Here is a 23,183-nt window from a genome sequence, read left to right on the forward strand (position 1 = left end):
CTATCCCAATTGGCTGATGGCCTCACCCGCGCGAATACGGGCCAGCCTGTCTGTCTCAAGCACGTTATCTAGGGTGATTGCGTCATTTTGCAGCCCACCCTCCGATGACATTTTGTCCAACGTTGCGGAAACAACCCGTGACATGTCCAGAAATCCAATCTCTCCACCGATAAATCCATCCAGCGCGCGCTCTTTCGCGGCATTGAACACCGCGCCGGATAGTCCGCCCTCTTTCATCACCCGTTTTGCGATGCCAAGCGCGGGATAGCGTGCGTCATCGGGCGCCTCAAAGGTCAGGCTGCCGATCTGGGCGAGATCCAGCCGCTCCACCGGCAAATCCTTCCGCTCCGGCCAATGCAGCGCGTAACCAATCGCATGCCGCATATCCGGCGGCCCCACATGTGCCATGAGCGCCCCATCATTGAACCCGACCATCGCATGGATCAGGCTTTCGCGATGGACCAACACCTCGATCATATCGGGTGAGACGTGAAAGAACTCTTTCGTCTCAATCAGTTCCATGGCCTTGTTAAACATCGACGCGCTGTCGATGGTAATCCTCTGACCCATATCCCAATTCGGATGGCTGGAGGCTTCGGCAAGCGTTGCGGATGCCAGCTTCTCAATCGGCCAATCCCGAAAGGCACCACCACTTGCGGTGATGATCACCCGCTCTACAGCGGTCATATGCTCTCCTGCAAGCGCCTGAAATACAGCCGAATGCTCGCTGTCGACAGGCAACACTGTCGCTCCATGCGCCTTGGCACGGCTCAGGACGAGCGGACCCGCCGTGACAAGCGATTCCTTGTTCGCGAGGGCCAAAGTCGTACCATGCGAAAGCGCTTCCAGTCCCGGCACGAGCCCCGCCGCCCCCACAATCGCCGAAAGGGCCCAATCAACCGGGCGCGCGGCTGCCTCGGCCACGGCATCAGGGCCGGCGGCAACCTCAATATGGGTGCCCGCAAGCAAAGCTTTCAAGTCTTCATAGCACTCGGGATAACAGGTCACAGCCAAATCAGCACGCAGCCGCAGCGCGTCCTTGGCAAGCTGCGTAAGGTTCCGCCCGCCTGTCAGCGCCACAACATCATAGGCCTGATCGTCACGCGCAATCAGATCAATGGCGCTTTGGCCCACCGATCCCGTTGCCCCGAACAGCGTGATCCGCCTCAAAAAACCACCCCCGGTACATCTGCGATATCGGCCACAAAGATCAGGAAAAGCGATGCGCCGAGCAATGCATCGAAGCGGTCAAAAAGGCCGCCATGACCGGGGATCAGGGTTGAGCTGTCCTTGACCCCCATCCGCCGCTTCAGCGCGCTTTCTGCGATATCACCCATCTGACCTGCGAAGCTGAGGATCATTGAGATCAAGATCACCCAGACCCCGGCATCGGTCAGAAGCGTAAAGATGAACCCGACAATCCCGGCACCGATCCAGCCTGCCACGGTCCCGCTCCAGGTCTTTTTGGGGCTGATCCGGGGCCAGAATTTCGGGCCGCCAAAGGCCTTGCCGGCGAAATAGCCAAAGATATCCGTAACGATCACAACCGACATCAGCCACAAAAGCCAGGTGAACCCGTAATCCACCCGGAAATGCACCAAGCCCCAACCCGCGACCTGAATGCCCAGGGCAAAAACAAAGAATGTCTTCTTCTCCGTCTTGAGCTGCGTAATCCCGATCAGCGGCACGATCAGAAACAGCAAGAACCCCCACGGCGTGCCTTGCGCCAACTGCCCCGACATGACCGAAGCCGCAAGTGCCGCCAGCAGCATGCCCTTTGTCGCCTCTTGCGGGCGGATCATCATCCAGAGTTCCCAGATCATGACGGCGCTGACGAAAACGACCATCATCTGGAACCAGACACCACCGAGGATTACTCCAACCGCGCCAAAAACCACCATGGCGGCGCTTGAGGCGATGCGAACGGTCAGATCATCCCACTTTGTCGGATTGGCAGGTGGGGGTGTCATTGTCAGGTCAGAACCGCCCCAAACCGGCGCTCGCGCCCACCGAAGCTGGCCAGTACCTTGGCAAATTCATCCGCTGTAAAATCGGGCCAGAGCGTATCGATGAATTCGTACTCTGCATAAGCCGATTGCCAGAGCAGGAAGTTCGATATCCGAGCCTCGCCACTCGTACGGATCACCAGATCGGGGTCGGGCAAAACATGTGTATCGAGGAACTTCGACAGTGTCTCTGCATCCACATCATCATGTGTCAGGCGCCCCTGTTCAATCTCATAAGCCAGACGCTTGGCGGCCCGGGTCACTTCATCCCGCCCTCCGTAATTGAGCGCCACAGTAAGATGTACAAGGTCATTGCCCGCCGTGCGCAATTCCAGATCGTCCATCAATGTGACCAGCTTGTCGTCCAGCCGGATCCGGTCGCCAATAAACCTCACGCAGACACCGCTTTCGAACAGCTCCTGCGCTTCGCGCTCTAGATACTTGCGAAAGAGGCTCATGAGGCCTGCAACTTCGGTCTGCGTCCGCTTCCAGTTCTCGGTCGAGAACGCGAAAATCGTCAGGTACTTCACACCTAGATCAGGGCAGGCCTTCACGATCTCACGCACGCGCCGAGCGCCAGCATGGTGCCCAAAGAGCCGCGGGCGACCCCGCTTTTGCGCCCAACGGCCATTGCCATCCATGATGATTGCGACATGGGCCGGGTTGGTCTTTGCGTCTGCGTCCTTGGGCATGGATGGCCCCTTTACTGATTAGATGGCCTAGACTTGCATGATCTCGGTTTGCTTGGTCTCAAGCGTTTCATCAACTTTGGCGATATGGGCGTCGGTCAGTTCCTGAACCGCGCTTTCCCAGAATTTCTGATCATCTTCAGACAAGCCATCGGCCTTGGCCTTCTTGATCTGATCCATGCCGTCCTTGCGCAGGTTGCGAATAGAAACACGCGCGCCTTCGGCATATTGCCCCGCCACCTTGCTTAGCTCACGGCGGCGTTCTTCGTTGAGTTCGGGAATGGGCAACATGATGATCGTGCCATTCATCTGCGGATTGATCCCCAACCCGCTCTCGCGAATAGCCTTTTCAACCTTGCCGACCAGACCCTTGTCCCAGACATTGATTGTGACCATGCGGGGTTCGGGCACATTCACCGTGCCGACCTGATTAATCGGCGTCATCGTGCCATATGCATCGACCATCACGGGTTCCAGCATCGACCCGGACGCGCGCCCCGTGCGCAGCGAGGCCAGCTCCGTCCGCAAATTCGCAATCGCGCCATCCATCCGGCGGCCCAGGTCATCGGTATCAAGTTCAAATTCTTCAGACATTCGTTGCTCTTCCTCGGGGCCACTTTGCCCTACTTTTGAACCTATTACGCGATGGTGCGTTCCTTGTATAGGTCAGGTTATCCGCAAGGATCGCGCAGAAATTGAGCAAAATCATGTTTTCGAAAGTTCAAAAATGCGGATCAAGGCAGCCCGCGGAGAAAGAGCGCGACCCGACCGCGCAAATTAGTCTTCAACAATTGTGTAGGTCCCCTCACCCGCCATGATTCCACGGAACCCACCAGGTTCGTTCAACGAAAACACAACGATAGGGAGGTTGTTGTCCCGAGCCAGCGCAATCGCACTTGCGTCCATCACGCCAAGCCGCTTCTGCAAAACCTCATCATAGCCGATCTTGTCGAGACGCTTGGCATCTGCATGCTTTTTTGGGTCCTTATCGTAGACCCCGTCCACGTTCTTGCCCATCAGGATCGCCTCGCAGGCCATTTCACTGGCGCGCAGCGCCGCGGCCGTGTCGGTCGTAAAGTAGGGGTTCCCGGTTCCGGCGGCGAAGATGCAGACCCGCTTCTTCTCAAGGTGCCGGACCGCGCGGCGACGAATGTAAGGCTCGGCCACTTCATTCATCGTGATGGCCGAGATCACGCGGGTATGGATGCCCAATTCCTCAAGCGCGGATTGCATCGCAAGCGCATTCATGACGGTGGCCAGCATCCCCATGTAATCCGCTGTCGTCCGCTCCATCCCCTGAGCGGAGCCCTGCAGGCCGCGAAAGATGTTCCCGCCGCCGATCACCATGCAGATCTCGACCCCGAGATCGTGGACCGCTTTGATCTCGGCCGCGACACGCTGCACGGTCGGCGGATGCAAGCCAAAACTCGTGTCCCCCATCAGCGCCTCGCCAGAGATTTTGAGCATCACACGTTTGAACGTGGTTGTCTCGATATCAGTCATGGCGTCCCCCTGATGCGCTTTGTTATTGGCGCGCAAAATGTCGCAAAAGGATGCGGGGTTCAATGGCTCTGGCAACGGTTTGAGCGAAGGATTGCGCCACGATTTCAACTCTGCAATACGATCCAGTCGCAGACCTCCATTGCGGCCCTATCGGGCGACAGGTCAGAAACGTCGAGACGGAGCAGATTCTTGGTGTCATCGCCATAAAGGCGATATCCGTCTTTGTGGTTGCGCAGCGCCATTTCCGCATCTCGCGGTTTGCGTTTTGACGCACGACCGGGTTCTTCAATCCGCCGCATATTCTCCTCAAGGTCACAAAGCAGATGCACTACGTAAAAAGGTCCACGGATCTGACCAAGCTTTTCGATACGCGACCAGCATTCATCCCCCCATGGCCCCGAACCAGCCAAAGTTTCAGTCAGGACAAGCGGCGTATCGGCATCCAATCGGTCAATTAGATCGTCGGTCAGCGCCTGCATCGCCCGCGCGGCGGCGTAGAATGCTGGCGACTTGAACGCCGTCAAAGCAAACGCTGGGTTATAGACCGTGTGATTATCCAGCAAACGTCCGCTCAGCCGTTCAGCAACGATTTGGCCAATGGTGAGCTTGCCAACGCCCGGATATCCGTTGAGAACGATGAGCATGCGCTTTTCCTGTCAGTTTCCCCTTCCTATGTACCGGCGCCGTAGCCAGTAACGCGCAAAACAACCCTCATGATCACGCTCTCGCCAAACAAGCCCATTTTGATTGCCGGACCGACCGCGTCCGGCAAATCGGCCTTGGCGCTCCACATCGCAAAGGTGCAGGGCGGCGTCATCATCAATGCGGATGCGTTGCAGGTCTTTAACGGCTGGCGCATCCTGACTGCACGACCCGATGATGCTGATCTGGCGCAAGCGTACCACACACTTTACGGGCACGTCCCATTTGATGCCGATTATTCGGTCGGGCATTGGTTGAGGGATGTTACGCCCCTCTTGGACGGCCCGGACCGACCTATCATCGTCGGCGGCACCGGGCTCAACTTTCATGCACTGACCGTCGGTTTGGCAGAAATCCCGGCAACACCGGATGCACTGCGTGCGCATGCCAATACATTGTCGCTGTCAGAGATGCTGGCCGCACTTGATCCGGAGACCAAAGCGGGGATCGACATGGCCAATAGGATGCGCGTTCAGCGGGCATGGGAGGTGCAAGAGAACACAGGCCGTTCCTTGCGCGATTGGCAACAAGCGACGCCGCCTCCGCTATTGCCGTTGGACCAAACCGTCTCCATCACGCTCGATGCCCCCAAGGACTGGCTGAACGAACGCATCGAACGGCGCTTTGACATGATGCTGCAGCAAGGCGCGCTGGATGAGGCGCGGGCGATGTTGGATCACTGGGACCCCAACCACCTGTCCTCAAAGGCGATCGGCGCGCCCAAACTCATCGCCCATCTGAAAGGTGAGATGTCGCTGGAGGCCGCGCGCGAGGCGGCCATCATCGCCTCGCGCCAATATGCCAAACGCCAGCGCACATGGTTTCGCGCACGCCAAAAGGACTGGTATCACCTGCCCATCGCCACAGCTGACATATCCGCAACACTGCGATTCGCCGATCACCCAGACCGTTGATTCCGCAGCGCTTTCTGGCGAGACTTGTCAAAAATCAACATTGAGGCAAAGTTGATGACGATGATGAGCGATGTCAAACCAGCGCTGGCGCTGGCCACGTTGACTTATGGCGGTCCGGCGTCAAAATGGCGGACCGAGGCAATGCGCAGCCATGCAACGCCGCGCCTGATCCACATCACCAAGGGACAGGGCCGTATCACCGTTGCTGGGCTGACAAATGGCTATGGGCCCAACAACCTGATCTTCATTCCAGCCGAGACGATCTATGGCCTCGAAGTGGGGCCCACCGTCTTCGGCCAGATCATGACCTTGCCATCAATCACAGACTGGCCCGACCATCCCTTTCATCTGCGGCTGCGCGATGTCGCCCCGCAAAAGGAGTTGCAAGGCTATATCGAGGCAATTGAACGTGAGCTGCAGCCCGGTGGCGATGATCGCGCCGCGGCGTGCCATCTTGGCCTGCTGAGTATCTTCGTCGAGCGTCAGTTGCAGACCCGCGACCCGGCCAGCATTGATCAGCGCCGCAACTCGGCGGCAGGCAAGCTTGTCGCGCGCTATGCGGCGATGATAGCCCGTGACTTTGCAGCGGATCGCAGCGTCGCTGATTTCGCTGCGGCACTGGACGTTACTCCCACCCATCTGACCCGAGTCTGCCAGCAGACCTGCGGACGCTCGGCGCTGAAGCTCTTAAACGAGCGTATCCATTATGAGGCCTGCATGCTGCTGCGCGATACGCAAGAACAGGTGCAGGACATTGCAAGGCGCCTAGGTTTTCGGTCCGCTGCCTATTTCACCCGCAGTTTTCAGGAAAAATCAGGCCAGACGCCTTCAGATTTCCGGCGCACAGGCGGTGCGGGAACGCGAATCTGAGCATCGCTTCTTGCTGCGATGCGGCACCAAAGCGCTTTGACACAGAGCGGCCCAGTGTCGCTTTTCGACATATCAGATGTCGCTTTTGACAAGTGTTTGATCAAAGCGTCGGTTGACCTGCGGCCGGAAAACGTGCGGAATGGGGCAGACGGCGGCGCCACGCGAACAAAAAGGCGCACAACAAGCCGACGCTATAAAAAAGATGTGTCACAGGGAGAAAATAATGACGCCATCACGAAAGCCTATCCATCCAGCCGCGCTGATGTATGCCGAAGAAGCGAAAGCAGGCAAACTCAGCCGGCGGGAGTTTTTGGCGCGTACGACCGCTTTGGGGGTAACGACAACCGCAGCTTACGGACTGCTGGGCATAAACGCGCCAGCACAGGCCGCCGGGCATGCCCAACAAGGCGGCACATTGCGCATGCAGATGGAAGTGCGGGCGCTGAAAGATCCGCGCACCTATGACTGGACCCAGATTGCCTATTTCACCGCTGGCTGGCTGGAATATCTGGTTGAGTACAATTCCGATGGCTCGTTTGAGCCGATGCTGCTGGAAGGCTGGGAAGTTAATGAGGACGCGACCCAGTATACCCTCAATGTCCGCCGTGGCGTGACATGGAATGACGGCACCGAATTTACTGCCGAAGACGTCGCCCGCAACATCGAAGGCTGGTGTGACAAGACGGTCGAAGGCAACTCCATGGCAGGCCGCTTCGCGGTTCTGATTGATGACACCACCGAAAAAGCCATTGATGGCGGCATCGAAGTGGTCGACAGCCATACCGTGCGCCTGAACCTGCCCGCCTCTGACATCTCGCTGATTGCCGGCATGTCCGACTATCCCGCCGCCATCGTGCCTGCGGGCTTTAACGCCGACGCCATGCTCGACAACCCCGTCGGCACTGGCCCCTACCTGCCAGAGAGTCTTGAGGTTGGTGTGCGCGGCGTAATCGTGCGCAACGAAGGCCACGAATGGTGGGGCTATGCGGCTGGCAAAGGCGCCTTCCTCGACCGGATCGAATACATTGATTACGGTCAGGATCCATCTGCCTGGGTGGCTGCAGCCGCCGCAGACGAGGTCGACATGACTTATGAAACAGTCGGCGACTTTGTTGATGTGTTCGAAGGGATCGGCTGGGAACGCTCTGAAGTCGCCTCTGGCGCGACAATTGCGATCCGGCCCAACCAGGTGGCCGAGGTTGATGGCGTTCAGCCTTATGCTGACAAACGTGTCCGTCAGGCCATCGCGATGGCGGTGAACAACGACGTCTGCCTGGAGCTTGGCTATTCCAATCTGGGCGAAGTGGCGCGCAACCAGCATGTGGGCCCGATGCACCCTGCTTGGGCGGATGTGCCAGGCCTGCCCTATGATCCTGCGAAAGCCATGGAGCTGCTGACCGAGGCAGGTATGGCCGATTTTGAGATGGAGATCATCTCGATCGACGACGATTGGCGCAAAAACACAACCGACGCCGTGGCCGCCCAATTGCGCGACGCAGGCTTCAACGTGAAGCGGACGATCATCCCCGGTTCTACCTTCTGGAACGACTGGACGAAATATCCATTCAGCTCGACCAACTGGAACCACCGTCCGCTGGACACGCAGATCCTTGGCCTCGCCTATCGTTCGGGCGAAGCCTGGAACGAAAGCGGCTTCGCCAATGCCGAGTTCGACGCATTGCTGGCCGAGGCAAACTCCATCGCCGACGCCGACACACGGCGCGAAACTATGGGAAAATTGCAGACCATCATGAGCGATGAAGGTGTGACGATCCAGCCTTACTGGCGTTCGCTTTACCGCCACGCCAAGCCGGGCTTTGTCGGCTGGGATATGCATATCGCGTATCTGCCACAGATCTATAAGATCGCGCTCGCTGCATAAACCAAATCGGGCCGCCTTAAACCAGAGGCGGCCCTTTTCATATCACGCACCGCTGACAAACGGTGGGCAAAAAACGCGGGTGGTCACATCCGCAAACGACCAACAGGGGTCTTGATGGGATTATTCATTCTGCGCCGCCTTGGCGTGATGCTGCTGACAGCATTATGCCTGACATTCATCGTTTTCTGGCTCACGAACCTTGCTCCGAACCTTGAGAAACTTGCGAAGACGCAAGGCAATGCGAGGATGAGCGACGAGGCTGTCCAGACATGGCTGGCAAATCGCGGCTATTCCCAGCCCCTGCCCGTCAAATATGGCCAATGGCTGGGCGTCGTGCCGGGCTACGTGATTGAAGGGACGGATGGCGAGATACGCGGACGCTGCATCGACCCGAACCAGGACCCATCTGAAGCACCAAGATTCTGCGGCATCCTGCAAGGCGATTGGGGCTTTTCCACAGTCGCCAAAGAGGATGTCAGTGAGGTCCTCCCCACCCGCCTTGCCAATACCGGCAAGCTGATGTTCTGGGTCATGGTTGTGATGGTGCCCGGCGCGCTCTTCGTCGGCGTGCTGGCAGGCATGCGTGAAGGCTCTCGCACAGACAGGACACTGTCCACTGCTTCGATCATCTCGACCGCGACACCGGAATATGTGTCCGGTGTGGTCTTCATCGCGCTCTTCGCCACCTCGACCTTTGGCATGCAATGGTTCAAGGGCTCTGCCAGTTCGGCGGTGCAGGACGCGACGTTTGAGAACTTCTTCCTGCCTGTGATCACCATCGCGCTTTACGGCATGGGCTATATCGCGCGGATGACCCGCGCCTCCATGGCCGAGGTGATGACCGCGCAATACATCCGCACCGCCCGACTGAAAGGTGTGAGTTTCCCCAAGATCGTGCTGAAACACGCGCTCAGGAATGCGCTAATCGCGCCGTTCACGGTGATCATGCTGCAAATCCCGTGGCTTCTGAACGGCGTGGTGATCGTTGAGACACTCTTTACCTATCAGGGCTTTGGGTGGGAACTGGTCCGCGCGGCCTCCAACAACGATATTGAGATGCTCTTAGGCGTCTCTGTCATCTCTGTTTTCGTGGTGCTTCTGACGCAGCTGATCTCTGACATCGGCTATGTCTACCTGAACCCACGCATCCGAATTTCTTAAGGGGGACCCGGACATGGAACCGCTTACATGGACAGGCAGCCTCGGCACCATCCTCAACCCCGTTTTCGGGATCGCGATTGCACTTTATCTGGTCGCAGTCGTCGTGCAAAACGTCATGGCCTTCATCGCAGGCCCGGTCACTTTACAGGCCAATCCTGACGGCACCCTGCAATCGCGCGGCGGCGTCATCGGGATGCTTGAGACGGCCAGCAAATATCTGTTGCTGGTCATCGTTGCAGCGCTTCTGGCCTACATCATCATCCCGCTTTTCATGGGCTACGGACAGGCCGGGATCGTGGGCGAAATGTCCAAGCGGTTCCTGCCGGTCTGGATTGCGCTCGTAGTGTTGTTCGTAGTCTCCATCTGCTACAAGCGGCGGCTCGGCCTTTACGGCAAGCTCTTTGACAGCACCGTCGGCATGATCGGCTTTGCACTTGTGATGTTCTGGGTGTTTACCGCTCTTTTCTTTGGCGTCTTCGACTGGATCGCGACGCATGATTATCTGAGCCAAGTGTCGGGGCTAAAAAACAAGGTGCCGGGCGTGCCGGTCCCGGAAGGGACCGAAGGGTTACTGCCCCACTACCTTCTGGGCGGTGATAACCTGGCCCGTGATGTGTTCAGCCGGATGGTGGCAGGCTCCACCTTCGTGATCGCCATCGCGCCACTGGCCACGCTTTTTGCGTTCATGGTCGGGATCACGTTGGGCCTCCCTGCGGGCTACTACGGCGGCAAGCTCGACACGGTTCTATCGTTCCTCGCGAACCTGATCCTCGCCTTCCCAGTGATCCTGCTCTTCTATCTGCTGGTCACCCCAGAGATCGTGCAGACAGGCATCCCGTCCTACATGGCGGCATTCCTGTTCTTCTTCCCGCTGATCTTTTTCTTCGTGCTCTTGAACTCGCGCTACTACACGCAGCCCGCGAAACGCACGGCAATCATGATCCCGGTTCTGGGCATCCTTGGCTGGCTATATCTCTCGGTCATCAACCAACGTGGCACGGTGATCAACTTCCTGCCGCCATGGCTCGACGGGTTCGATATCACCGTGCTGGTGGTCTTCGTCTCGGTTGTCTTCGTGAACGCACCAACCGTCTTCCGTATCGTGCGCGGGCTAACGCTGGATCTGCGGACGCGCGACTATGTGGCCGCCGCCCAGACCCGTGGTGAAGGGGCGTGGTACATCATGCTGTGGGAAATTCTGCCCAATGCGCGCGGACCGCTGATCGTCGATTTCTGCCTGCGGATTGGCTATACGACCATCCTCCTCGGCACATTGGGCTTCTTCGGTCTTGGCCTGCCCCCCGAAAGCCCTGACTGGGGGTCCACGATCAATGAAGGGCGCAAGCTGCTTCTGGTCTTTGCGCACCCGGCCCTGCCCCCTGCGCTGGCATTGATGAGCCTCGTGCTGGGGCTCAATCTGCTGGCCGACGGCCTCCGCGAAGAAAGTCTGAAAGACTGATGAGCGCCCCCCTCACACCACGTTACACAGAATTCGGAGGCAGCTGATGGCCACCCAAGACCCGACCCAACCGATCCTTGAAATCGACAAGCTGTCCATTTCCTTTTTCACCCGGCTGCGTGAAATCCCGGCCGTCATGGACTTTTCCGCAACCGTCATGCCGGGCGAGGCGCTTGGTCTTGTGGGCGAATCCGGGTGCGGCAAATCCACCGTCGCCCTTGGCGTCATGCAGGATCTGGGTGTGAACGGACGCATCGTCGGCGGCTCGATCAAGTTCAAGGGCGAAGACCTGAACGAGATGTCGCCCGAACGCCTACGCGACATCCGCGGCAGCGAAATCGCCATGATCTATCAGGAGCCCATGGCATCGCTGAACCCGGCCATGAAGATCGGCAAGCAGTTGATGGAAGTGCCGATGATCCACGAAGGCATCGGCGAGAAAGAAGCCTATGCACGTGCGCTGGAAGTTGTGACGGACGTCAAACTGCCCGACCCGGAGCGTATGCTGAAAAGCTACCCACACCAGCTTTCCGGCGGCCAGCAGCAGCGCATCGTCATCGCAATGGCGCTGATGGCAAACCCGTCGCTCTTGATCCTCGATGAGCCGACCACCGCGCTTGACGTGACGGTTGAGGCGGCTGTGGTCGAACTCGTCAAAGACCTTGGCAAGAAGTACGGCACCTCGATGCTTTTCATCAGTCACAATCTGGGGCTGGTATTGGAGACCTGTGACCGGATTTGCGTGATGTATTCCGGCGAAGCGGTGGAACGCGGCAGTATCGAAGACGTCTTCGACACGATGCAGCACCCTTATACGCAGGCCCTCTTCCGCTCGATCCCCCTGCCCGGCGCGGACAAAAACGCCCGACCCCTCGTGGCCATCCCCGGCAACTTCCCTCTGCCCCATGAACGCCCGCAAGGTTGCAATTTCGGTCCCCGTTGCGACTATTTCGAAGCCGGGCGCTGTGATCAGGGCTTTATCCCGATGGAGATCGTGCCAGGTAATGACCGACATCAGACCCGCTGTCTGAAGTTCCAGGAAATCGACTGGAACGCCCCGCTGCAAGTCACTGAAACCCATGAAAAACCTGAGCCGGGGCCGGTTGTTCTGAAGATGGACAACCTCAAGAAATACTACGAGGTCGCGGCCAATGCCCTCTTCGGTGGCGGCGACAAGAAGGTCGTGAAGGCGAACGAAACGCTCAGTTTCGAGGCCCGCGAGAGTGAGACGCTGGCCATTGTGGGTGAATCTGGCTGCGGCAAGTCCACATTTGCCAAGGTTCTCATGGGGTTAGAGACCGCGACGGATGGGCAAATCCTGCTGGACAACCGCTCCATCGGAGAAACTGCAATTGAAGAGCGCGACACCAAAACCGTCTCTGACATCCAGATGGTGTTCCAGAACCCGTTTGACACGCTAAACCCGTCCATGACGGTCGGGCGGCAGATCATCCGGGCGCTCGAAATCTTTGGCATTGGCGAAAACGACGCCGAGCGCAAAGACCGGATGCTGAAGCTGCTCGACCTTGTGAAACTGCCGCGCGCCTTTGCCGACCGCATGCCGCGCCAGCTTTCCGGTGGCCAGAAGCAACGCGTTGGAATCGCACGAGCTTTTGCCGGTGACGCGCGGATTGTCGTGGCGGATGAGCCTGTCTCGGCGCTTGACGTGTCCGTACAGGCGGCAGTGACCGACCTGCTCATGGAAATCCAGCGGGAACATAAAACTACGCTCCTCTTTATCAGCCATGACCTTTCCATCGTCCGCTATCTCAGCGACCGCGTGATGGTGATGTATCTCGGCCATGTGGTGGAACTGGGCACGACCGATCAGGTCTTCGCCCCGCCCTATCACCCCTATACCGAGGCGCTGCTGTCAGCCGTGCCCATCGCGGACACGAGCGTCGAAAAGCAACATATCGTGCTAGAGGGCGACATCCCCTCAGCCATGAACCCGCCCAGTGGGTGCCCGTTCCAGACACGATGCCGCTGGAAGTCGAAAGTGGGCGATCTTTGTGAACGTGAGGTGCCCCCAGTGCGCATGCTGGCCGATGGTCATCAGATCAAATGTCATCTGAGCGATGCTGATCTGGCCGACATGCAGCCAGTAATCCAGATCGCGGCGGAATAGGTTCCGGGGACTAGCGCCCCCAGATCACCTGCACATAATTCTGCGTCTCTGCAAAGGGCGGGACGCCGCCATAGCGCGTGATCGCACCAGGCCCCGCATTATAGGCGGCAAGCGCCAGCGGCCATGATCCAAAGGTCTCATATTGCGTGCGCAAGTAGCGCGCGCCGCCATCCAGATTTTGTTCGGGGTTGAGCGGGTCGACACCCAAAGCGCGCGCTGTTGCAGGCATCAATTGCGCGAGCCCCAGCGCCCCTTTGGAAGATACTGCGTTGGGATTCCAGCCGCTTTCCTGCTGGACCAGACGCAGGAAAAGATCAGCGGGCACGCCATGACGTGTCGCCGCCGCCCTTGCGCTGGTCAAAAACGGCCCCACATAGCTGCCGGTATACCGGGGTATCGCGGTTAGAGCTTCGTCCCGCGGGGGCTGCAGCCGCACCGAATTGGCATATTGCCCAGCGGCGCGCCCCTCCAGCACATCGATCTGGCTTTGCAAAAGCCCGCTACGCGACATGGTCGAGACTTGTTCCTGCGCCAAAGCGGGCAAGGCGGCCCCAAGGCCGCACAGAAATCCGAGCGTTCGCGCAATGCGCATGGTTTGGCTCCCCACCTATCCACCCTGCGCAACATAGTGCCTCGCGCGCGCAGAACCAAGGTCACCTTCTGTTAACCTTGTTGCGGCATCCCGTCTCTGTCACAAAAGCGCAAATCAGAATCGCGGGAGGTGCCAGAATGGCCGGATCAGTGAACAAAGTCATTCTCATCGGCAATCTGGGCGCCGATCCCGAAGTGCGGACATTCCAGAACGGCGGCAAGGTCTGCAACCTGCGCATCGCCACTTCTGAGAACTGGAAAGATCGCAATACCGGCGAGCGGCGTGAAAAGACTGAGTGGCATTCGGTTGCTATTTTCCAAGAAGGGCTGGTGCGCGTCGCTGAACAATATCTCAGGAAGGGCTCCAAGGTTTACATTGAGGGTAAGTTGCAGACGCGCAAATGGCAGGATCAGTCTGGCCAGGACCGCTATTCAACCGAAGTCGTATTGAACGGCTATGACGGCACGTTAACCATGCTCGACGGTCGTAGTGAAGGCGGCGGGGGCGGCAATTACGGCGGCGGGAGCAGCAGCGGCGGTTACGGCGGTGGCTATGGCGGCAATGATGGCGGCTATGGTGGCGGCGGCAACGCACCCGCAGGCGGCAGCGACATGGATGACGAAATCCCGTTCTAAATCATGCAATTCGCGCCTGAAGCTCAGATTCTGATCCTGAACGGCGTGATCCTCGCGGTGGCCTATCTGGGCATCTATCCCAGCCTTGAAGAAAAGACGTTGAACCGGATCATGACGATTGATCTGGTTCTTTCGGCGCTGGCGGTTTTTGTGGCAGGGGCGCTGTTCTGGGGCAGCGGCGTGCCGTTCAGCATGCTCTTTTTCGAGACGAACTGGGCCGTTTTCACCATTGTCACGCTGATGGTGATGGAGGTGCCGCTTTTCCTGAATTTCGCGAAGAAATACGGGATCAGTCTTTTTGACGACGATCAGCGTTAGCGCGCGGCAAGGGCATCCTCCAGCACCGACAGAACCGCCTCAGGCGGCACATCCGACGTAATGAACGCCTCACCAATCCCGCGCGCGAGGATGAAGCGCAACTTGCCGTCCAGCACCTTTTTGTCCTGCCCCATGAGTTCCAAAAGACCTACCGCATCGGGCAGATCGCCGGGAATATCGGCGATATCCACCTTCATCCCCATTTCGCGCAGATGGGCGCGGACACGGCTTGGCTCTTCCTGACTGCAAAGGCCCAATCGCGATGACAACTCAAAGGCCAGCGCGCAGCCTATGGCCACCCCTTCCCCATGCAGCAATCGGCCGGAATAACCCGTCGCCGCCTCCAAAGCATGGCAAAACGTATGACCGAGGTTCAAAAGCGCGCGGTCGCCCTGTTCTGTCTCATCGCGCTGCACGATGTCAGCCTTCATCTGGCAGGATCGTTCCACCGCGCGGACCCGCGCATCCATGTCACCTGCCGCCAAGGCGGGGCCTTGCGCCTCAAGCCAGGTGAAGAATTCCGCGTCACCCAGAAGCCCGTATTTGACCACCTCGCCATAGCCCGCGAGGAAATCACGCTTGGTCAGCGTGCCCAGCAGCGCAGTATCGGCGAGTACAAGGCTCGGCTGGTGAAAGGCCCCGATCAGGTTCTTGCCACTGGGGGAGTTGATGCCGGTCTTGCCGCCCACGGAACTGTCGACTTGTGCCAGCAAACTGGTCGGGATCTGCACAAACCGCACTCCGCGCCGCAGGATCGCGGCAGCAAAACCGGCCAGATCGCCAATCACCCCACCGCCAAAGGCGACCACGACATCGCCGCGCTCCACCTTCTGCGTGAGCAGCCATTCGACCGCGCGTTCCAACTGCGCCCAACACTTCGTGGCCTCCCCGGCGGGCAGGGTCAGAGCCTCGCTCGTCAAACCGCCGTCGGACAAGGCCGCCTGCAACGACGGCAGATGCGCCGCCGCGACATTTTCATCTGTCAGGATGCAGATATGACGACGCCCCCCCAAGGCAGCGACGTGCCGCCCGGCATTATTTATCAGCCCCGGACCGATCAGAATGTCATAGGCGCGACCCGGCAGATCGATATGCACTTTGGCGGTCATGTGGTTTTCTCCAGAATTTCGGGGCGCGACAGCAGCATTTGGATCACGGCTTGTGTGGTTTCGTCGATGCTAGCGGCACCGTCAACGGGTACCCGCAGGCCCGCCAGGGCGTAGATTCCCTTGCGGTCGTGATAGATCCCCGTCAACGTGGCATGCGGGTCATCGGTGCGCAGCAGGGGCCGCGTATCCTTGTGGCGTACCCGTTCCCACAAGGTTTCCAGATCGGCATCAAGCCACAGGGCAACCCCCATCTCGGCAATCGCATCGCGGTTCTCGACCGCCAGAAACGCGCCGCCTCCGGTGGACACGATTCCGGGCGGCCCGGATAAGAGGCGCCGCAACACCTCAGCCTCGCGTTTGCGAAAGAACGCTTCACCGTCGCGGGCGAAGATTTCGGGGATGGTGAGCGCCGCCGCCTCCTCAATCGCTGCATCGCTGTCGACAAAAGACACATCCAGCGACGCGGCAAGGCTGCGCCCGATCGCCGTCTTGCCAGAGCCCATCATCCCCACCAGAACAACTGTCCGGTGCAGGCGAAAATGCGACGCTGTTGTCATGCAGTGTGATCCCTCAGAAGCGACCAAACATGTCGCACGCAAAATTTAATGAATGAATGCCGTGATCTTGCGCAAAAGGCCATATATAATCCCTGCCAAAGGTGGCATGTAGACCACATATTGAGGCAGAATTGAAAGGTTTGGGCAGGTCATGTGGCGTCTCATCAAAGCGGTGCTGTATTTGATTGTCATTTGCGGGGCAGGTTTGGTGGCATATGCCTATATCGGGCCGGTCTTCTTTCCCGCTGATTTTGCAGCCCCCTCAGAAGAGGTGACGCGCCCTGTTACGCTGGACACAAATTAACGCCCTTGCGCTTTGCCTTTTAGCGGGGGCCGCGACCGCGCAGGACGGTGCACCGCTTTCGGCCATCGATTGGCTTTCCGAAAGCGTTGAGCGGTCGCGCGTGGCCGAACCGCCCGTGACGGATACCGCCGCCTCTCCCCCAGTCACGGTCACGCCGCTGGACCGCCCGTCGAAAGACCCAGTCGGTCTGTTACCGCCTGAAGTCACAGGATTGCCGCGCACGATCTGGGCCAATAGCGATGAGGCGACATTGGTCGACCTTGTCCGCGCGGAACGGGTTGAGACCTTGCCCGCCATGCAGGACTTTTTGCGTGTGCTGATGCTGGCCGAGGCGGATGCACCCTTTGATGCTGACGCGGAAGGGGCGTTGTTTCTCGCGCGTGTCGACAAGCTTTTGGACCTTGGTGCGCTGGAACCCGCGCAATCGCTGATCGAACAGGCGGACCCCGACACGATCGCGCTATTCCGCCGCTGGTTTGATGTGGCACTCCTCACAGGCACGGAGGATCGGGTCTGCGATGTGATGCGCGCCAATGCCTCTGTCGCGCCGACATATCCCGCGCGCATTTTTTGTCTCGCTCGCAACGGTGACTGGCCTGCAGCTGCGTTGACACTGAATACTAACCGGGTTCTCGGCGATATCTCGGAAGCGGAGGAGGCCTTGCTCGCGCGCTTTCTCGACCCCGAATTGTTCGAAGGCGAGCCACCGCTCGCCCCGCCTGCGCGGGTCAGCCCGCTGACCTTCCGCATGCATGAGGCGATTGGGGAGCCGCTGATCACCGCCACCCTGCCCCTTGCCTTCGCTCACGCTGATCTGCGGCCTACAACCGCCTGGAAATCACAGCTTGAAGCGGCAGAGCGTTTGGCGCGCCACGGTTCAGTCGCGGAAAATACACTGCAGAAATTCTATACTGCGCGGGTCCCGGCGGCATCGGGTGGCGTTTGGGACAGGGCCGCAGCCATTCAGCGGTTTGATGCAGCCTTGCGCGACAGGGATACTGTGCGGCTTCGCGAAACCCTGCCTGCCGCGTGGCAGGCGATGCAGGATGCACGCACCGAAGTACCCTTTGCCAAGCTTTATGCTGATGACCTGCAGGATCTGCCGCTGGAGGGTGAAGCAGCGGAAATTGCCTTCTATATCGGGCTGCTATCGCCGAGCTACGAAGAGGTGGCACTGGCCGCGCGAGAGGCCGGGCTGGGCTTTGATCCGTTTCTGATCGCGCTGGCGCGGGGTGTTCCGCAAGAGGTACCCGCGCGTACAACGGAAGAAATCGCGATCCAGGCGGCCTTTGACGGCGCGGCCCCCTCGGCCGCGATTGAAGCCCTCGTGGGCGAAGGTAAGCTGGGTGAGGCGCTCTTGCGCGCCATTGCCCAATTCAATGCAGGCTATGTGGGCGACAGTCGGCTGGTGACCGATGCGCTGGCGCTTTTGCGATCGGTCGGGGTTGAGGATGTCGCGCGCCGCGCGGCTTTGCAGATGCTGATCCTGGACCGCACGCCGTGACCACCGCCATGGCCCACTGGATTCAGGCCTTTCTTGAGGCGCAGGCGGCGGAACTTGACGCCGCCGCCAACACGCAACTGGCCTATGCCCGTGATCTGCAGGATTTCAGCGGCTGGCTTGATGACAAGGCGCTGCATTTCACGACGGCAACCCGCGATCATATCGAAAGCTACCTGATCGATTGTGAGGCGGAGGGGCTTGCCAAATCCACCCGCGCGCGGCGGCTTTCAGCGATCAAGCAGCTTTACCGCTTTGCGTTCGAGGAAGGCTGGCGCGCCGATAACCCGGCCATCCAAATAAAGGGGCCCGGGAGGGCAAAGCGCCTGCCCAAGACACTCGATATCGCCGAAGTGGACCGGCTGTTGGAGGCGGCGCGCAATTCGCCCAAAGAAAAGCTCCGCAATACCTGCCTGATGGAACTGCTGTATGCGACCGGCATGCGCGTGACCGAACTTGTCAGCCTGCCTGTCTCCGCAGCGCGCGGCGACCCGCGCATGTTGCTGGTGCGCGGCAAAGGCGGCAAAGAACGACTCGTGCCCTTGTCACCACCGGCGCGGGTGGCCTTGGCGGCCTACCTGAGCGCGCGCGATGATGCGGAAGAGGCAGCGCGCAAGGATGGCAAACCGGCCTCCCCATTCCTGTTCCCCTCACGCGGCAAATCCGGGCACCTGACCCGGCACCGCTTCTTTGGGCTGATCAAGGAATTTGCCTTGGCGGGCGGCGTGTCCCCTTCGAAAGTCACGCCGCATACCTTGCGCCATGCCTTTGCCACGCATCTTTTGGCGGGCGGTGCTGATCTGCGATCGATCCAGACCATGCTGGGCCATGCTGATGTGGCGACCACAGAGATTTACACCCATGTCCTTGATGAACGGCTCAAGGATCTGGTGCTGGAGCACCACCCGCTTGCAAAAGCCGCGAAGGCTTGATGACGGGCAGCCGAGACTACATAACAATCGTGATATTGCGTGAAAGTATCTAATGGAAACCGCCACACTTGACGCCGCATTCTGGGTGACCGCCGGCGCAATCCTGATCCTTCTTGTCCTCTCGGGCTTTTTTTCTGGCTCTGAAACCGCGTTGACGGCAGCGTCGCGCGGCAAGCTGCGCTCGAATGCCGATAAGGGCTCAAAAGGGGCCGAGCGGGCGCTGAAGATCACCGAAGACAATGAACGTCTGATCGGTTCGGTCCTCTTGGGCAATAACGTGGTCAATATCCTAGCCACGTCTCTTGCCACCGCGGTGCTCACCAAGCTTTTTGGCCAAAACGGTGTGGCAGCGGCCACCCTAATCATGACCTTGCTGGTCCTGATCTTTGCCGAGGTGCTGCCAAAGACCTTTGCCATCACCTACCCTGAATCAGTTGCGTCGCGCGTGGCGGGGCCGATCAGCTTTGTCGTGCTGATATTTTCGCCCATCGTTACCGCGGTGCGTTACCTCGTGCGCGGCGTGCTTTACGTTTTTGGCGTTCGCACCGACCCTGACAGCAACATCCTGGCGGTCCGTGAAGAGATCGCGGGGGCGCTGCAGCTGGGCCATTCCGAAGGGATCGTCGAAAAAGAGGACCGCGACCGGATCCTTGGTGCGCTGGACCTCAATGAACGTGCGGTGGAAGAGATCATGTTGCATCGTTCAGGCATTGAGATGCTGGATGCCGCCCTGCCTGCGCAGGATATCCTGTCCCAGATCCTCAAAAGCCCTTATACGCGTCTGCCGCTCTTTAAGGATGAGCCTGAGAATATTGTTGGCGTCATCCATGCCAAGGATTTGTTGCGGGCGATGCACAAGCTGCTGGCAGGCGGTGAAGAGGATGCGCAAGGCCTTGAAGCGTTTGACGTCATGAAAGTGGCAATGCCCGCCTATTTCGTGCCGGAAACAACGACGCTGGATGATCAGATGCGCAACTTCCTCAAGCGGAAGACGCATTTTGCGCTGGTAGTGGATGAATATGGCGGCCTGCAAGGGCTGATCACGCTGGAAGACATCCTCGAAGAGATCGTGGGCGAGATTGCGGATGAATTTGACGATCATGAGGAGGAGCAGATCGCACCCACGGCGGATGGTGCCTATATCGTAGACGGTGTCATGACGATCCGCGACCTAAACCGTGCCCATGACTGGAACCTGCCAGATGATGAAGCCAACACGATTGCGGGCCTCGTGATCCATGAGGCCCAGATGATCCCGCTTGAGGGGCAGGTCTTTTCCTTCCACGGCTTCCGGTTCGAAGTGCTGAGCAAGGAAGAAAACCGGATCGCGACGCTGAAAATCCGCAAGCTCTGACCTTGCCATTGGCTGCCCTAAGGTAAATGGTCACCCTATTGTTATCAAAACGAGGACGATCATGACCTTACGCCAATTGTTGCCATCGTGTTTGTTAACCTTGTTCCTTGTCACCCCGGCCTTTGCCCAACAGGCCGCAGATGCCGTCGCGCCTGAAGAAGACACCGGCATATCCGCCTTTGAGAACCTGTCAGACGCAGCGGAGGCCGCCCTTGCCGCCAAGGCGGAAGGCGTGCCTGTCACGGCCGACGACTGGATGGTCGCCGCCGCAAACCCCTTGGCTGTTGAGGCCGGGGCCGAGGTTCTGGCCGAAGGCGGTACCGCAGCAGACGCGATGGTCGCGGTCCAAGCCGTTCTGGGTCTTGTTGAGCCGCAATCATCCGGTCTGGGCGGCGGTGCATTTCTCGTCTGGTATGATGCCGCTTCCGGCGAAGTGACCACGCTCGACGGGCGCGAAACCGCACCGCTCGCCGCAACGCCGACCCTTTTCCAAGATGAAAATGGCGAACGGCTTGGTTTTTTTGATGCGGTCGTCGGTGGATTATCCGTTGGCACGCCCGGCACGCCAAAACTGATGGAAGATGCCCATCGCCGTTGGGGCCGCGCGAATTGGGGGGACCTCCTAGCACCTGCAATCACGCTGGCTGAAGATGGATTTGTCGTGTCCCCCCGCCTCGCAACAATGGTCGCGGGCGATGAAGAAAGACTGCAGCGCTTCCCGGCCACCGCCGACTATTTTTATCCCAACGGTACCGCTCTCGCGGCGGGAGATATCCTGCAGAACCCTGCCTATGCCGACACGCTACGGCAGATCGCGGCCAGAGGGACGGAGGCGTTCTATACCGGCCCGATTGCCGAGGATATCGTAGCCACTGTGCGCAATGCCGAGGGCAATCCGGGCGTTCTGTCCACACTCGATCTTGCACTTTATGACGTCATCGAACGTGACCCGGTCTGCGTCGGATTCCGCACTTACGATATTTGCGGGATGGGGCCGCCATCCTCTGGTGCGCTGACGGTTGGGCAGATCCTGGGGATCATGGACAATTTCGCTTTCGATGACCCGGCAGACCCCGATGTCTGGCGGCTGATCGGCGACGCCTCGCGCCTCGCATTCGCAGATCGAGGCCGCTACATGGCGGATAGTGACTTTGTGCCCATGCCGACAGAGGGTCTCGTAGACCCCTTCTATCTGGAAGAACGCGCAAACCTGATCGAAGGAGACCGCATCGATGGCTTTGTCGCACTACCAGAAGTCAGCCCCGGTGAACCAGAATGGGATCATGCCCAGCTTTGGGGCGATGATGTGAGCCTCGAATTCCCATCAACCTCGCATATCTCTATCGTTGACAGTTACGGTAATGCCCTGTCGATGACGACGACGATCGAGAACGGCTTTGGCTCTCGGCTGTTCGTGCGAGGGTTCCTGCTGAATAACGAGCTGACGGACTTTTCCTTCGCCACGCACAGCAATGGTTACCCCATCGCCAACCGCGTTGAGCCGGGTAAACGCCCCCGCTCCTCAATGTCGCCCACGATCGTGATGGAAGATGGTGCTCCTGTTCTGGTGATCGGCAGTCCGGGTGGCAGCCGCATCATCGGTTACGTGGCCAAGACGATCATGGCGCATCTGGAATGGGATATGGATATCCAGGCCGCTATCGCGATGCCGCATCTCGTCAACCGGTTCGGCACCTATGATCTGGAGGAAGGCACGGATGCTGTCGCGTTCGAAGCGCCACTGACCGAGTTGGGCTACGAGGTAAACATACGCGGGCTGAATTCCGGCCTGCATGCGATCAGTATTGGCGATACGCTTTCTGGCGGGGCAGATCCAAGGCGTGAAGGGATCGCACTTGGAAACTAGACTAGCGTATTTCGCGCAGATCTCATGCCATGCGGGATGTCACGATCTGCGCGATAGCGGGCTTTAAGCGCCCAATCACCCCTGACCATCCGCAGGCACCAATACTGGGGTGATCAAAACAGCATCTGCCCGCAGCGAAACTCTGTCACGGCGGCGCCGCGCCTTGATCGTTCCACCTCCTTCGCAGGCCTGACATAAAAGAGCCGCCCCTGACCAAAGAACATCTCATTCGTGTTGATCGCAGCAACCCATCCACGCGCTAGCGATTGACCATAGCCGCGTTCCAGAATTTCACCGATCTCGTTCACCGGAGCTGTCGTGGTAACAGTGTTCAAAAAGAACTTTCCGCCGCCCGCTTCGGCGACAGTTGGGCCATTGGCAAGAAATTCAATCCGATTGTAGCCCGGTCTGGTCAGGTCAAAGTAATGGGCCAAGACATATTGCAGCTTGTAGGGCCTGTCGTTGCAGGATCCGTCCTCAAAACAGGTTGTCACGGACTGACAGGATTTGACGGATGCCGAACCCCGCTCTTGGGCCCACGATGTCCCAGCGATCAGCAGACATGCCACACCAAGGATAGTTTTCAAAAAACGGCCCCGAAAACGGTCACGTGTCATCGGCATATTTCCCTATTTCGGCAAGGCGGCGAGCGCCCAATACTCGTGATGAGTGGCAGGCTTGCGCGCGGATGTAACGGCGC

General features: G+C 59.0%; 23 protein-coding genes. 13 read left to right on the forward strand and 10 right to left on the reverse strand.

Features of this window, described 5'->3' with window-relative positions; genetic code table 11:
• The 6 genes from dxr to SLH49_RS13865 all read right to left on the reverse strand — a co-directional run bounded on the left by dxr (nt 1) and on the right by SLH49_RS13865 (nt 4,842).
• On the reverse strand, nt 1–1,170 hold the full coding sequence (dxr, locus tag SLH49_RS13840) for a 1-deoxy-D-xylulose-5-phosphate reductoisomerase (protein ID WP_320269714.1): 1,170 nt from the start codon (nt 1,168–1,170) through the stop codon (nt 1–3).
• Nucleotides 1,167–1,970, reverse strand: a complete 804-nt coding sequence (locus SLH49_RS13845; protein ID WP_320269715.1) for a phosphatidate cytidylyltransferase — start codon at nt 1,968–1,970, stop codon at nt 1,167–1,169. Before SLH49_RS13845 ends, dxr begins: the two co-directional genes overlap by 4 nt.
• A gap of 2 nt (nt 1,971–1,972) precedes the next feature.
• Nucleotides 1,973–2,698, reverse strand: coding sequence for a polyprenyl diphosphate synthase (uppS, locus tag SLH49_RS13850; protein ID WP_320269716.1), 726 nt, complete (start codon nt 2,696–2,698; stop codon nt 1,973–1,975).
• 27 nt (nt 2,699–2,725) lie between these two features.
• Complete coding sequence (frr, locus tag SLH49_RS13855; protein WP_320238689.1) at nt 2,726–3,289, reverse strand: ribosome recycling factor; 564 nt, start codon at nt 3,287–3,289, stop codon at nt 2,726–2,728.
• A gap of 183 nt (nt 3,290–3,472) precedes the next feature.
• Entirely contained in the window at nt 3,473–4,198 is a 726-nt protein-coding gene (gene pyrH / locus SLH49_RS13860) for a UMP kinase (protein ID WP_320269717.1), read from the reverse strand.
• A gap of 104 nt (nt 4,199–4,302) precedes the next feature.
• Nucleotides 4,303–4,842, reverse strand: a complete 540-nt coding sequence (locus SLH49_RS13865) for an AAA family ATPase (protein ID WP_320269718.1) — start codon at nt 4,840–4,842, stop codon at nt 4,303–4,305.
• A gap of 69 nt (nt 4,843–4,911) precedes the next feature.
• On the opposite strand from SLH49_RS13865, the gene miaA reads away from it, so the two are divergent.
• The 6 genes from miaA (at nt 4,912) to SLH49_RS13895 (ending at nt 13,314) form a co-directional block, all read left to right on the forward strand.
• Complete coding sequence (gene miaA, locus SLH49_RS13870) at nt 4,912–5,814, forward strand: tRNA (adenosine(37)-N6)-dimethylallyltransferase MiaA (RefSeq protein WP_320269719.1); 903 nt, start codon at nt 4,912–4,914, stop codon at nt 5,812–5,814.
• A 54-nt stretch (nt 5,815–5,868) separates the two neighbouring features.
• Nucleotides 5,869–6,684: a helix-turn-helix transcriptional regulator gene (locus SLH49_RS13875; protein WP_320269720.1), complete on the forward strand. Its 816-nt coding sequence runs from the start codon at nt 5,869–5,871 to the stop codon at nt 6,682–6,684.
• 223 nt (nt 6,685–6,907) lie between these two features.
• Nucleotides 6,908–8,566, forward strand: coding sequence for an ABC transporter substrate-binding protein (locus tag SLH49_RS13880; protein ID WP_320269721.1), 1,659 nt, complete (start codon nt 6,908–6,910; stop codon nt 8,564–8,566).
• 114 nt (nt 8,567–8,680) lie between these two features.
• Entirely contained in the window at nt 8,681–9,727 is a 1,047-nt protein-coding gene (locus SLH49_RS13885; RefSeq protein ID WP_320269722.1) for an ABC transporter permease, read from the forward strand.
• A 13-nt stretch (nt 9,728–9,740) separates the two neighbouring features.
• Complete coding sequence (locus SLH49_RS13890; RefSeq protein WP_320269723.1) at nt 9,741–11,186, forward strand: ABC transporter permease; 1,446 nt, start codon at nt 9,741–9,743, stop codon at nt 11,184–11,186.
• Between the two features lie 46 nt (nt 11,187–11,232).
• On the forward strand, nt 11,233–13,314 hold the full coding sequence (locus SLH49_RS13895) for an ABC transporter ATP-binding protein (RefSeq protein WP_320269724.1): 2,082 nt from the start codon (nt 11,233–11,235) through the stop codon (nt 13,312–13,314).
• A 10-nt stretch (nt 13,315–13,324) separates the two neighbouring features.
• On the opposite strand, the gene SLH49_RS13900 is transcribed toward SLH49_RS13895, so the two are convergent.
• Nucleotides 13,325–13,906 carry a lytic transglycosylase domain-containing protein gene (locus tag SLH49_RS13900; RefSeq protein WP_320269725.1) on the reverse strand — a complete coding sequence of 194 codons (582 nt, stop codon included), beginning with the start codon at nt 13,904–13,906 and terminating at the stop codon, nt 13,325–13,327.
• Between the two features lie 137 nt (nt 13,907–14,043).
• Here SLH49_RS13900 and ssb point away from each other — a divergent pair, with 137 nt between their 5' ends.
• Entirely contained in the window at nt 14,044–14,541 is a 498-nt protein-coding gene (ssb, locus tag SLH49_RS13905; protein ID WP_320269726.1) for a single-stranded DNA-binding protein, read from the forward strand.
• Between the two features lie 3 nt (nt 14,542–14,544).
• Nucleotides 14,545–14,859: a hypothetical protein gene (locus tag SLH49_RS13910; RefSeq protein WP_320269727.1), complete on the forward strand. Its 315-nt coding sequence runs from the start codon at nt 14,545–14,547 to the stop codon at nt 14,857–14,859.
• Here the strand turns inward: SLH49_RS13910 and aroB are convergent.
• On the reverse strand, nt 14,856–15,968 hold the full coding sequence (aroB, locus tag SLH49_RS13915) for a 3-dehydroquinate synthase (protein WP_320269728.1): 1,113 nt from the start codon (nt 15,966–15,968) through the stop codon (nt 14,856–14,858). The genes SLH49_RS13910 and aroB overlap by 4 nt on opposite strands.
• The gene (locus tag SLH49_RS13920; RefSeq protein ID WP_320269729.1) at nt 15,965–16,525 is read right to left on the reverse strand and encodes a shikimate kinase; all 561 of its coding nucleotides are present in this window, start codon (nt 16,523–16,525) and stop codon (nt 15,965–15,967) included. Before SLH49_RS13920 ends, aroB begins: the two co-directional genes overlap by 4 nt.
• 151 nt (nt 16,526–16,676) lie before the next feature.
• On the opposite strand from SLH49_RS13920, the gene SLH49_RS13925 reads away from it, so the two are divergent.
• The 5 genes from SLH49_RS13925 to ggt all read left to right on the forward strand — a co-directional run bounded on the left by SLH49_RS13925 (nt 16,677) and on the right by ggt (nt 22,483).
• The gene (locus tag SLH49_RS13925; protein ID WP_320238703.1) at nt 16,677–16,829 is read left to right on the forward strand and encodes a hypothetical protein; all 153 of its coding nucleotides are present in this window, start codon (nt 16,677–16,679) and stop codon (nt 16,827–16,829) included.
• Between the two features lie 100 nt (nt 16,830–16,929).
• The gene (locus SLH49_RS13930; RefSeq protein WP_320269730.1) at nt 16,930–18,333 is read left to right on the forward strand and encodes a hypothetical protein; all 1,404 of its coding nucleotides are present in this window, start codon (nt 16,930–16,932) and stop codon (nt 18,331–18,333) included.
• 8 nt (nt 18,334–18,341) lie between these two features.
• Nucleotides 18,342–19,262: a site-specific tyrosine recombinase XerD gene (locus SLH49_RS13935; RefSeq protein ID WP_320269731.1), complete on the forward strand. Its 921-nt coding sequence runs from the start codon at nt 18,342–18,344 to the stop codon at nt 19,260–19,262.
• A 52-nt stretch (nt 19,263–19,314) separates the two neighbouring features.
• On the forward strand, nt 19,315–20,616 hold the full coding sequence (locus SLH49_RS13940) for an HlyC/CorC family transporter (RefSeq protein WP_320269732.1): 1,302 nt from the start codon (nt 19,315–19,317) through the stop codon (nt 20,614–20,616).
• Nucleotides 20,617–20,677: 61 nt separating this feature from the next.
• On the forward strand, nt 20,678–22,483 hold the full coding sequence (gene ggt / locus SLH49_RS13945) for a gamma-glutamyltransferase (protein WP_320269733.1): 1,806 nt from the start codon (nt 20,678–20,680) through the stop codon (nt 22,481–22,483).
• Between the two features lie 113 nt (nt 22,484–22,596).
• Here the strand turns inward: ggt and SLH49_RS13950 are convergent, their stop codons facing one another.
• On the reverse strand, nt 22,597–23,100 hold the full coding sequence (locus tag SLH49_RS13950) for a hypothetical protein (protein WP_320269734.1): 504 nt from the start codon (nt 23,098–23,100) through the stop codon (nt 22,597–22,599).
• Nucleotides 23,101–23,183 lie beyond the last annotated feature (83 nt).

Source organism: Cognatiyoonia sp. IB215446 (assembly GCF_033963825.1).
GTDB lineage: Bacteria > Pseudomonadota > Alphaproteobacteria > Rhodobacterales > Rhodobacteraceae > Yoonia.